This is a genomic window from Micrococcus lylae (genome assembly GCF_900163825.1).
In the GTDB taxonomy this organism is placed as follows: Bacteria; Actinomycetota; Actinomycetes; order Actinomycetales; family Micrococcaceae; genus Micrococcus; species Micrococcus lylae.
Genome location: NZ_FUKP01000009.1, coordinates 17,860 through 29,385 on the forward strand (window position 1 = coordinate 17,860; position 11,526 = coordinate 29,385).

Consider the following 11,526-nt stretch of genomic DNA (forward strand, 5'->3'; position numbering starts at 1 on the left):
GCTGTGACACCTTGACACTCACGGTGTGAAGGGCCCGACCGCCCCGCGGTCGGGCCCTTCCCCGTGAACCCGCTGAACGCGGGCCTCTCCACCCATCGCTGAGCACGGAAGGTCACCCCCTGTTGTGCTGAAATTTATCCTCAAGCGCCTCGGCAGCTCGTTCCTCGTGCTGTTCGGCGCATCGATCCTCCTCTTCGTCCTCGTCGTGAACTCGGGCGACCCCCTCAAGGACCTGCGCGAGTCGCAGAGCGAGAACCGCGAGCAGCTGATGCAGGCGCGCATCAACTACATGAACCTGGACGAGCCCTGGTACTCGCGCTACTTCATCTGGCTGCGCGGCGTCGCCGGCTGCCTCACGGGCGCCTGCAACCTCGGCACCAACCGCGGCGGTCAGCAGGTCAACGATCTGCTGGCCAATGCGGCCTCGTCCACCCTCCGCCTCGTGGTCCTCGCCACCGTGCTCGCGATCATCATCGGCATCGCGGTCGGCATCATCACGGCGATCCGCCAGTACTCCGGCCTCGACTACGCCGTGACGCTGCTGATCTTCCTGTTCTTCTCCCTGCCGGTCTTCTGGGCCGCCGTGCTCCTGAAGGAGTACATGGCCATCGGCTACAACAACTGGATCGCCGACCCCACGCTGAACTGGACATACATCATCATCGGGGCGCTCCTGGCCGGTCTGGTCGTGCAGGCCGCGATGGCAGGGAACGCCAAGCGCCGTCTTCTCACCTTCGCGGTGGTCGCCGGCTTCATCCTGGTGATCTTCCCGACCCTGCACGCCCTGGACTTCTGGCGCCGCCCGGTCATGGGCCCGCTGGTCCAGCTGGCCATCGGCCTCGCCGCCGCCGTCGCGCTGACCGCCCTGATCGCCGGCCTGAAGAACCGCAAGGTGCTCTACTCCGCGCTGGTGACCGTCGCCGTGGGCATGGTCAGCTACTACGCCACCTACGGCCTGCTGATGAACAACCCGTCCTGGCTGCTCCTGCTGGGCCTGGGCATCATCGCCGTCCTGGTCGGCATCCTGATCGGCCGCCTCATGGGCGGCTTCTCCAAGGGCACCGCCGCAACCGCCTCCGCGATCACCGCCGTGGTCATGGGCGTGTTCATCGTCATGGAGCACATGACGAACTACTGGCCCGCTCTGCTGCGTGCCAAGCCGCGTCCGGTCGCCACCATCGGCTCCGAGACCCCCGGCATGGACGCCCACTTCTGGGTGGAGTTCATGGACAAGGGCACCCAGCTGCTGCTGCCGACCGTGCTGCTGACCATCATCTCCGTGGCCACCTACTCCCGCTACACCCGCTCCTCCATGCTGGAGGTCTCGCGTCAGGACTACATCCGCACCGCCCGGGCCAAGGGCCTGGGTGAGCGCCAGGTGATCCTGAAGCACGCCTTCCGCAACTCGCTGATCCCGATCACCACCATCATGGCCTTCGACTTCGCGGGCCTGATCGGCGGCGCCGTGATCACCGAGCGCGTGTTCGGCTGGAAGGGCATGGGTGAGCTGTTCGCCACCGGCCTGGACCAGGTGGACCCGGCCCCGGTCATGGCCTTCTTCCTGGTCACCGGCACCGCCGCCGTGCTCATGAACCTCGTGGCGGACGTCCTGTACGCCATCCTCGACCCCCGGATTCGAGTGTGATCGCGATGACGCAGAACAACACCACCGCGCCCACAGAGGCGCAGAAGGCGTTCGACCTCGCCGAGGCCGAGGACGCCAAGCTCCGTCAGAAGACGGGGAAGTCCTTCTCTCAGGGCCAGCTGGTCCGGAAGCGCTTCTTCAAGCACCGCGCGGCGATGATCTCCACCGTCGTGCTGATCGTGATCACCGTGTTCGCCTTCACCTCGATCGGCTTCGGCCCGATCCCGGGCTGGTGGGACAAGTCCTACCTGGCCGCCGGCAACGTGATCAACGGCGGCAAGCCGACCCTGTCGGTCGTGCCGGAGTTCCTGGGCGGGGAGGGCCTGCGCTGGGGCGAGCACCCGTTCGGCCAGGACTCGTCCGGCAAGGACTGGTTCGCCCTCGTGATGCGCGGCACCCAGCAGTCGCTGATCATCGCCGTGATCGTGGGCCTGGTGTCCACCGCCATCGGTGCGCTGGTCGGCGCCCTCTCCGGCTACTTCCGCGGCTGGGTGGACTCGCTGCTGATGCGCCTGACGGACCTGATCATCGTGATCCCGCTGCTCGTGCTGGCCGCCGTGCTCGGCAAGATGTCCAACAATCTGCCGGGCGGCATCATCCCGCTGGCCATCGTCCTGGGCCTGGTGTCCTGGACCTCCCTGGCCCGCCTGGTCCGCGGTGAGGTCCTCTCGCTGCGGGAGAAGGAGTTCGTCTCCGCCGCCGTGGCCATGGGCGCCAAGCCCGGCCGCGTCATCTTCAAGCACCTGCTGCCGAACACCATCGGCGTGATCGTGGTGAACGCGACCTTCGCGATCGCCGGCGCGGTGCTCCTGGAGACCTCCCTGTCCTTCCTGGGCTTCGGCGTCCAGCCGCCGGAGTCCTCGCTCGGCCTGCTGATCTCCCAGTACCAGAACGCGTTCACCACGCGCCCCTGGCTGTTCTGGTGGCCCGGCATGCTGATCCTGGCGATCGCCCTGTCCGTGAACTTCCTCGGCGACGGCCTCCGTGACGCCTTCGACCCGCGTCAGGGCGGCGGTGCCCGCAAGAAGAAGGGCTTCCTTGGCTTCTCCGGCCGCAAGAAGGCCCTGGACGAGGCCACCGCCTCCACCACGCCGGCCGCTGCCGCCACCGCCTCCGGCGGTGCTGTGGCCACGGACGTCAAGCCCACGGCCACGACGACCGCCGGTGAGGGCCCCAACGACGCCCCCGCGTCCGCCGAGGGGCCGATCGCCCGTGTGGACAAGAACACCGACCGCGGCCATCCCGGCACCCCGCGTGGTCAGTGACACGAGCTGAGAAGGAAGTGCATTCCATGTTCGGAAAGAAGAAGAACGACGCCGCCGCGGCGGCGCAGGGCGCATCCGCCCAGGGCACCCCGACCGGCTCGACCGCTGCCGACGCCCCGCAGGGCGGGGGCGGCCCCGTCGCCGGCCCGACCACCACGGCCATGGGCATCGTGAAGCGCCACGACAACCTCGGCGGCCAGCCGGTCCTGTCCTTCACGGACGTCGACGTCAAGTTCGACACCGAGTTCGGCCAGGTCCACGCCGTCAAGGGCGTCACGTTCGACGTGAAGCCCGGCGAGGTCGTCGCCCTGGTGGGCGAGTCCGGCTCCGGCAAGTCCGTGACCAGCTCCACCGCCATGGGCCTGCTGCCGGGCAACGCGGACATCACCGGCTCGGTGAAGCTCGCCGGCGAGGAAGTGCTCAGCATGAGCCCCGCCAAGCTGCGCAGCGTCCGCGGCAAGGACATCGCCATGGTGTTCCAGGAGCCGATGACCGCGCTGAACCCGGTGCTCACGGTCGGCGACCAGCTGACCGAGTCCATCCAGCTGCACGGCCTGGCCTACGGCACCGAGGCGGACAAGATGGCCGTCGAGCTGCTCACCATGGTGGGCATCCCGGACGCCCACAACCGCCTGAAGCAGTACCCACACCAGTTCTCCGGCGGCCAGCGCCAGCGCATCGTCATCGCGATGGCCATCAGCTGCTCGCCGAAGGCGATCATCGCGGACGAGCCGACCACCGCGCTCGACGTGACCGTGCAGGCCGAGATCCTCGAGCTGCTGCGGTCGCTGAAGAACAAGATGAACACCGGCATCCTGCTGATCACGCACAACATGGGCGTGGTGGCGGACATGGCCGACCGCGTCTGCGTGATGCTGCACGGCGAGCTGGTGGAGTCCGGTCCGGTGCACCAGGTGATGCAGCACCCGCAGCACCCCTACACCCAGCGCCTGCTCTCCGCCGTCCCGCGCCTGGGCACCTCCTTCGAGGTGGCCGAGCCGGAGACCGTGACCGCGACCCAGACCAAGGCGAAGTACGCGATCGAGGCGGAGGGCCTGTGCCTGGAGTACGACCACCGCGGCAAGAAGAACCGCGTGGTCCATGACGTGTCCTTCTCCGTGGCGCCCGGCGAGATCATGGGCCTGGTGGGCGAGTCGGGCTCCGGCAAGTCCACCATCGCCCGCTCGGTCCTCGGCCTGCTGCCGGTGGCCTCGGGCTCGCTGAAGATCTACGGCCAGGAACTGGCCTCCATGCCGGTCAAGGAGCAGCGTGCCCTGCGCAAGCGCATCGGCGTGGTGTTCCAGGATCCGGCGGCCTCGCTGGATCCCCGCTTCCCGATCGGCGACGTCATCACCGAGCCGATGGTGGTCCACGGCGTGGGGGACAGGAAGGCACGCCTCGAGCGGGCCTACGAGCTGCTCGACGCCGTGAAGCTGCCGCGCTCCGTGGTGAACCGGTACCCGCATGAGCTCTCCGGCGGTCAGCGCCAGCGCATCTCGATCGCCCGCGCGCTGACCCTGGACCCGGACGTCCTCATCGCGGACGAGCCGACCTCGGCCCTCGACGTGTCCGTCCAGGCCGCCGTGCTGGACATGTTCGCCGATCTGCAGTCCCGCTACGAGTTCGCCTGCCTGTTCGTCTCGCACGACCTCGCGGTGGTGGACATGCTGGCGCACAAGGTGCTCGTGCTCAAGGACGGCCGCGAGGTCGAGAAGGGCCTCACGGACGACGTGCTGCACAACCCGCAGGCCGAGTACACCCAGCGTCTGCTGGCCGCGGCCCCGGTGCCGGACCCGGACGAGCAGGCCGAGCGCCGCCAGGCGCGCCGTGAGCTGCTCGCCTCCTTCGGCGAACACGCCTACTGATCCACATCGGATCCCCTGACGCCGCACCACAGCGGGCCGCACCACAGCGGCAGGCGACGACGGTCGGGCACCCGCCCGGCCGTCGTCGCCGTCTCTGCGGGGGCCTCACCGAGCGGTGACGTTCCGCACCGCCCGACCACGACGGCGGCCCCACGCGCGTACAATCTCACGGGGGCCGCCGTCGGCGTGTTCCCCGAGCATTCCTCCACCCTCCCGGACAGGACCTTCATGACCTCGAATCCGACCGCCCGCACCGACCTGCGCAATGTGGCCATCGTGGCCCACGTGGACCACGGCAAGACCACGATGGTGGACGCGATGCTGCGCCAGACGGGCGCCTTCTCCACGCACGGCGAGGTCCAGGAGCGCGTCATGGACTCCGGTGACCTGGAGAAGGAGAAGGGCATCACGATCCTGGCCAAGAACACCACCGTGTTCTACTCCGGTCCGTCCGCACCGGAGGGTCAGACCGTGACCATCAACGTCATCGACACCCCGGGCCACGCCGACTTCGGCGGCGAGGTGGAGCGCGGCCTGTCCATGGTGGACGGCGTCGTGCTGCTGGTGGACGCCTCCGAGGGCCCGCTGCCGCAGACCCGCTTCGTCCTCCGCAAGGCCCTGGCCGCCAAGCTCCCCGTGGTGCTGGTGGTGAACAAGACCGACCGCCCGGACGCCCGCATCGACGGCGTGGTCTCCGACTCCATGGACCTGCTGCTGGGCCTGGCCTCGGACCTGGCCGAGGAGGTCGAGGACCTGGACCTGGACGCCGTGCTGGACGTGCCGGTGGTCTACGCCTCCGGCAAGGCCGGCCGTGCCTCCCTCGAGCAGCCGGCCGACGGCTCCCTGCCGGAGTCTGAGGACCTCGAGCCGCTGTTCAACGTCATCATGGAACGCGTCCCGGCCCCGACCTACGACGACGGCGAGGTCCTGCAGGCGCACGTCACCAACCTTGACGCCTCCCCGTTCCTCGGCCGCCTGGCGCTGCTGCGCATCTTCAACGGCACCCTGAAGAAGGGCCAGCAGGTGGCGTGGGCCCGGCAGGACGGCACCACCAAGACCGTGAAGGTCACCGAGCTGCTGGCCACCAAGGGCCTGGAGCGTGTGCCCGCCGAGCAGGCCGGTCCGGGGGAGATCGTGGCCGTCGCCGGCATCGAGGACATCATGATCGGCGAGACCCTCACGGACGTGGAGAACCCGAAGCCGCTGCCGCTGATCACCGTGGACGACCCGGCGATCTCCATGACCGTCGGCATCAACACCTCCCCGCTGGCAGGCCGCGTCAAGGGGGCCAAGGTCACCGCGCGCCAGGTGAAGGACCGCCTGGACAAGGAGCTCATCGGCAACGTGTCCCTGAAGGTCCTGCCGACCGAGCGTCCGGACGCCTGGGAGGTCCAGGGCCGCGGCGAGCTCGCCCTGGCCATCCTGGTGGAGCAGATGCGCCGTGAGGGCTTCGAGCTGACCGTGGGCAAGCCGCAGGTGGTCACCCGGACCGTGGACGGCAAGGTCCACGAGCCGATGGAGCACATGACCATCGACATCCCCGAGGAGTTCATGGGCGCCGTCACCCAGCTGATGGCCGCCCGCAAGGGCCGCATGCAGGAGATGTCCAACAACGGCACCGGCTGGATCCGCATGGAGTTCCTGGTGCCGGCCCGTGGCCTGATCGGCTTCCGCACCCGCTTCCTCACCGAGACCCGCGGCGCGGGCATCGCCTCCTCCTATGCGGCCGGCTACGAGCCGTGGGCGGGGGAGATCGAGTACCGCACCAACGGCTCCCTGGTGGCGGACCGCGCCGGCTCGGCCACGCCCTTCGCCATGATCAACCTGCAGGAGCGGGGCACCTTCTTCATCAAGCCCGGCTCCGAGGTGTACGAGGGCATGATCGTGGGGGAGAACTCGCGGGCAGAGGACATGGACGTGAACATCACCAAGGAGAAGAAGCTCACCAACATGCGCTCGGCCACCGCCGACTCCTTCGAGGGCCTGACCCCGCCGACCCTCCTCACCCTGGAGGAGTCCCTGGAGTTCGCCCGCGAGGACGAGTGCGTGGAGATCACCCCGGAGCACATCCGCCTCCGCAAGGTGATCCTGGACGCCAACGACCGTCTCAAGGCCGCACGCGCCCGTGCCCGTGCCTGACCCGGACGCATGAGTCCGGCATCTGTGCGCCCGTCCGTCTCCCGGCGGCCGGCCTCCCGACGACGGACCGGCGCCCTGGTAGGGGCCGTCGTCCTGGGTGTGGGCGTGGGTCTGCTGGGGACCGTGCTGCATCTGCAGCTGTGGGCCCCGACCGGCACCTGGACGCTGCCGTGGGGCGCCGCACTCGCCCTCGTCTTGGTCGGTTCCACCCAGCTGTGGTGGAGCCGCCGGGTCGCCTGGCCGGTGGCCGGGGGTCTGCTGGGTGCCGTCGCGTTCACCGCGGCGTGGGCGCTGCAGCTGCTGCCCGGACACGACGACCTCGGCCTGCCCTGGCATGCCCGCCTGCTCGAGGTGTTGCCGGGGGCGATGCTCGCCTCCGGGCTGTGGCTGCTGGGCCTGCCGCTCGTGGTGGTGTCCGTGCTGGTCGTGGCCGGCCGGGAGCACCGTCGCAGACCGCGTGCCGTGCCGGTCGCAGAGTAAGCTGGGACGCCGAGAGACAAGACCGTGCCTGAAGGAAAGGTGAAGGGTCGGCCATGACCTATGTGATTGCCCTGCCGTGCGTGGACGTCAAGGACAAGGCGTGCATCGAGGAGTGCCCCGTGGACTGCATCTACGAGGGCGAGCGCTCCCTGTACATCCACCCGGATGAGTGCGTGGACTGCGGCGCCTGCGAGCCGGTCTGCCCTGTGGAGGCCATCTACTACGAGGACGACACACCCCAGGAGTGGGCCGAGTACTACAAGGCGAACGTCGAGTTCTTCGACGACCTGGGCTCGCCGGGCGGCGCAGCCAAGATGGGCCTGATCCCGAAGGACCACCCGATCATCGCCGCCCTGCCCCCGCAGAACCAGGACGCCTGAGCGTATGCGCACCCTCCCGGACTACCCGTGGGACACGCTCACCCCGTTCCGTGAGCGCGCCGCGCAGCACCCCGGCGGCACCGTGGACCTGTCGATCGGCACCCCGGTGGACCCCACGCCGGAGCTGATCCGGGAGGCGCTCACCGCCGCGTCGGACGCGCACGGCTACCCGACGACCCACGGCACCGCCGAGGTGCGCGAGGCGATCGTCGCCTGGTATGCGCGGCGCCGCGGCGTGGAGGGCCTGGACCCACAGGCCGTGCTGCCCACGGTGGGCTCGAAGGAGTTCATCGCCTGGCTGCCGACGCTGCTGGGACTGGGCGCCGGGGACGTGGTCGTCCGCCCGTCGGTGGCCTATCCGACCTATGACATCGGCGCCCTGCTCTGCGGGGCCGAGGCCGTGGCCGCCGACGACCTGGACGAGCTGGACGAGTCCGTGCGCTCCCGGGTGAAGCTGGTCTGGACCAACTCGCCGGCCAACCCGACCGGTGCGGTGCTGGACGTGCCCGCGCTGAAGCGGATCGCGGACCAGGGCCGCGCCCTCGGTGCGATCGTGTGCGCGGACGAGTGCTACGCCGAGCTCGGCTGGGACCGCTGGGACGACGCCGAGCACGGCGGTACCGGTCAGCAGGTGCCCTGCCTGTTGGACCCGGCCGTCTCCGGCGGCGAGCCGACCGGCCTGCTCAGCGTCTATTCGCTGTCCAAGCAGTCGAACCTGGCCGGCTACCGCGCGGCGTTCGCCGTGGGCGACCCGCAGCTGATCGCCACGCTCGTGAACACCCGCAAGCACGCGGGCATGATCGTGCCGGGACCGGTCCAGCACGCCATGGCCGTGGCGCTCGGCGACGACGCCCACGTCGAGGAGCAGAAGGCCCGCTACCGCCGTCGTCGGGAGGTTCTGCTGCCGGCGCTGCGCGGTGCCGGGTACACGGTCGACTCCTCTCAGGCCGGCCTGTACCTGTGGACCCGTCGGTCCGACGTGGACCCGGCTGTGGCCACCGCGGACGACTCCTGGGCGCTGCTGGGCGAGCTGGCGGACCTGGGCATCGTGGCCGGTCCGGGCGTCTTCTACGGCGAGGCCGGCAACGGCTACGTGCGTGTGGCGCTCACCGCGCCGTGCGCGGCCGTGGACGAGGCCGCCCGGCGGCTGGATTCCGCCGCCCGTGGCTGACTTGGTAGGTTAGGAGACGGTCGGCATCCGTGTCGGCGAGCATCCCGACGCCTTCGTGCAGGCGTCACCACTGAAGATGAGGAAGTGCACCGTGACTGAGAACGCCTCCGCTCGACTCACCGTCGGCGAGAAGACGCTCGACCTGCCCGTCGAGGAGTCCACTGTCGGCACCGAAGCGTTGAGCATCGCTCCGCTGCTGAAGGAGACCGGCAAGGTCACCTACGACCCGGGCTTCATGAACACGGCGAACACCAAGTCCGCCATCACCTTCATCGACGGCGACGAGGGCATCCTGCGCTACCGCGGCTACGCCATCGAGGACCTGGCCGAGAACTCGACCTTCATGGACGTGGCCTACCTGCTCATCAACGGAGAGCTGCCGACCGCCGAGCAGTCCGAGTCCTGGGAGACCAACATCCTGCGCCACAACATGGTGCACGAGGACCTCAAGTCCTTCTTCGCTGGCTTCCCGCGCGACGCCCACCCGATGCCGGTGCTCTCCTCCGCCGTCTCCGCGCTCTCCACCTTCTACGCGGACTCCCTGGACCCGTTCGACGAGGACCAGGTGCACATCTCCACCGTGCGCCTGCTCGCGAAGCTGCCGGTGCTGGCCTCCTACGCCTTCAAGAAGTCGCTGGGCCAGCCGATGATGTACCCGCACAACGACCTCAACTACGTCGAGAACTTCCTGCGGCTCTGCTTCGGCGTCCCCGCCGAGGAGTACGAGATCGACCCGGACATGGTCAAGGCCCTGGACCTGCTGCTCATGCTGCACGCGGACCACGAGCAGAACTGCTCCACCTCCACCGTGCGCCTGGTGGGCTCGGCCCACGCGAACATGTTCGCCTCGGTCTCCGCCGGCATCAACGCCCTCTACGGTCCGCTGCACGGCGGCGCCAACGAGGCCGTCCTGAACATGCTCCGCTCCATCCAGGCCGAGGGCATCAAGCCCGAGGACTTCATGGAGAAGGTGAAGAACAAGGAGGACGGCGTCCGGCTGATGGGCTTCGGCCATCGCGTGTACAAGAACTACGACCCGCGCGCCAAGATCATCAAGAAGACCGCCACCGACATCCTCTCCAAAGTCGGCGGCAACGACGAGCTGCTCGAGATCGCCCAGCGCCTCGAGGAGAAGGCCCTCGCGGACGACTACTTCGTGGAGCGCAAGCTCTACCCGAACGTGGATTTCTACACCGGTGTCATCTACAAGGCGATGGGTTTCCCGGAGAAGATGTTCACCGTCCTGTTCGCCCTCGGCCGCCTGCCCGGCTGGATCGCTCAGTGGCGGGAGATGATCGAGGATCCGGCCACCAAGATCGGCCGTCCGCGCCAGGTCTACACCGGCCACGACCTGCGCACGGTCAAGGGCTGACGCCCCGGCCGCCCGAACGCGTGAAGGGGCCCGGAATCCGCCACGGATTCCGGGCCCCTTCCGTGTGTGCGCCGCGCGCGGAGGCGGATGCGGACCGCCCGGCGCGCGAACGACGGGTCAGTTGGCGTGCAGCGCGTCGTTGAGCTCGACGGTGCGGCCGGCGCGCGGCAGGACCTCCACCACGCCGGAGGTGGAGTTGCGGCGGAACAGCAGGTTCGGGACGCCGGAGAGCTCCACGGCCTTCACCACGGTCGGCTCCTCGCCCTCGCGCAGGACGGTGACGCGGGTGCCGGCGGTGACGTACAGGCCGGCCTCCACCACGGAGTCGTCGCCGATCGAGATGCCGATGCCGGCGTTCGCGCCGACGAGCACACGCTCGCCGACCTTCACCCTCTGGGTGCCGCCGCCGGAGAGGGTGCCCATGATGGACACGCCTCCTCCGAGGTCGGAGCCGTCGCCCACCACCACGCCGGCTGCGATGCGGCCCTCGACCATGGAGGTGCCCAGCGTGCCGGCGTTGAAGTTCACGAAGCCCTCGTGCATCACGGTGGTGCCGGCGGCCAGGTGGGCACCGAGGCGGACGCGGTCGGCGTCGCCGATGCGCACGCCGGAGGGCACCACGTAGTCGGTCATGCGAGGGAACTTGTCCACGCCGTAGACGTTGACGGTGCCGCGGGCACGCAGCTTGGCGCGGGTGAGCTCGAAGCCCTCCACGGGGCACGGGCCGAAGTTGGTCCAGACGACGTTGGTGAGCAGGCCGAAGACGCCGTCCAGGTTGACCTCGTTGGGGCGAACGAGGCGGTGGGAGAGGGCGTGCAGGCGCAGCCAGGCGTCCAGGGCGTCGGCGGGGGCGGCGTCCAGGTCGGCGGTGACCTCGACGACCGCCTGGGTCGTGCCGCGGTCGGCGTCGTCCGCTGCGGCGGCCTGCAGGGTGTCGGCCACGGAGGCGTCGGCGGCGGCAAGGTCCCCGGCCACGGGGGCGGGGAACCAGACGTCCAGCACGGAGCCGTCGGCGGCGCGGGTGGCCAGGCCGTGGCCGGAGACGAGGCGGGCGGTGTTCTGCGCGGTGTCGGTCATGGTGTCGAGTCTAGTTGTTGTGGGTCATGAGGTTCTTGACATGGGTGCCGGGCTGAGATGAGAAGAGTGGGCCCGGAGGGCGTGTCAACTTGTCTGTGTAAGCGGGGTGGTCACAGGTAGGGGTTGATCCGG

General features: G+C 69.3%; 9 protein-coding genes. 8 read left to right on the top strand and 1 reads right to left on the bottom strand.

Annotated features, from left to right (window positions below; genetic code table 11):
* The first annotated feature begins 124 nt into the window (after positions 1-124).
* The 8 genes from FM125_RS01460 (at position 125) to FM125_RS01495 (ending at position 10,317) form a co-directional block, all read left to right on the top strand.
* Positions 125-1,645 carry an ABC transporter permease gene (locus FM125_RS01460; RefSeq protein WP_087133412.1) on the top strand — a complete coding sequence of 507 codons (1,521 nt, stop codon included), beginning with the start codon at positions 125-127 and terminating at the stop codon, positions 1,643-1,645.
* 5 nt (positions 1,646-1,650) lie between these two features.
* The gene (locus FM125_RS01465) at positions 1,651-2,910 is read left to right on the top strand and encodes an ABC transporter permease (protein WP_082739553.1); all 1,260 of its coding nucleotides are present in this window, start codon (positions 1,651-1,653) and stop codon (positions 2,908-2,910) included.
* A gap of 161 nt (positions 2,911-3,071) precedes the next feature.
* Positions 3,072-4,775 (top strand): ABC transporter ATP-binding protein, encoded by a 1,704-nt coding sequence (locus FM125_RS01470; RefSeq protein ID WP_369804939.1) that lies wholly within the window; start codon positions 3,072-3,074, stop codon positions 4,773-4,775.
* A gap of 228 nt (positions 4,776-5,003) precedes the next feature.
* On the top strand, positions 5,004-6,914 hold the full coding sequence (gene typA / locus FM125_RS01475; RefSeq protein ID WP_087133413.1) for a translational GTPase TypA: 1,911 nt from the start codon (positions 5,004-5,006) through the stop codon (positions 6,912-6,914).
* 123 nt (positions 6,915-7,037) lie between these two features.
* Positions 7,038-7,394 carry a hypothetical protein gene (locus FM125_RS01480; protein WP_143745178.1) on the top strand — a complete coding sequence of 119 codons (357 nt, stop codon included), beginning with the start codon at positions 7,038-7,040 and terminating at the stop codon, positions 7,392-7,394.
* A 53-nt stretch (positions 7,395-7,447) separates the two neighbouring features.
* The gene (gene fdxA, locus FM125_RS01485) at positions 7,448-7,774 is read left to right on the top strand and encodes a ferredoxin (protein ID WP_067189004.1); all 327 of its coding nucleotides are present in this window, start codon (positions 7,448-7,450) and stop codon (positions 7,772-7,774) included.
* Positions 7,775-7,778: 4 nt separating this feature from the next.
* Entirely contained in the window at positions 7,779-8,945 is a 1,167-nt protein-coding gene (gene dapC / locus FM125_RS01490; RefSeq protein WP_087133415.1) for a succinyldiaminopimelate transaminase, read from the top strand.
* 91 nt (positions 8,946-9,036) lie between these two features.
* Positions 9,037-10,317 carry a citrate synthase gene (locus tag FM125_RS01495; RefSeq protein ID WP_070637703.1) on the top strand — a complete coding sequence of 427 codons (1,281 nt, stop codon included), beginning with the start codon at positions 9,037-9,039 and terminating at the stop codon, positions 10,315-10,317.
* Positions 10,318-10,434: 117 nt separating this feature from the next.
* Here the strand turns inward: FM125_RS01495 and dapD are convergent, their stop codons facing one another.
* Positions 10,435-11,394 (bottom strand): 2,3,4,5-tetrahydropyridine-2,6-dicarboxylate N-succinyltransferase, encoded by a 960-nt coding sequence (gene dapD / locus FM125_RS01500; protein WP_087133416.1) that lies wholly within the window; start codon positions 11,392-11,394, stop codon positions 10,435-10,437.
* Positions 11,395-11,526 lie beyond the last annotated feature (132 nt).

Coding starts and splice junctions, on each gene's coding strand:
- FM125_RS01465 (WP_082739553.1), top strand. CDS start 1,651: ATGACGCAGAACAACACCACCGCGCCCACAGAGGCGCAGAAGGCGTTC.
- FM125_RS01470 (WP_369804939.1), top strand. CDS start 3,072: ATGGGCATCGTGAAGCGCCACGACAACCTCGGCGGCCAGCCGGTCCTG.
- typA (WP_087133413.1), top strand. CDS start 5,004: ATGACCTCGAATCCGACCGCCCGCACCGACCTGCGCAATGTGGCCATC.
- fdxA (WP_067189004.1), top strand. CDS start 7,448: ATGACCTATGTGATTGCCCTGCCGTGCGTGGACGTCAAGGACAAGGCG.
- dapC (WP_087133415.1), top strand. CDS start 7,779: ATGCGCACCCTCCCGGACTACCCGTGGGACACGCTCACCCCGTTCCGT.
- dapD (WP_087133416.1), bottom strand. CDS start 11,394: ATGACCGACACCGCGCAGAACACCGCCCGCCTCGTCTCCGGCCACGGC.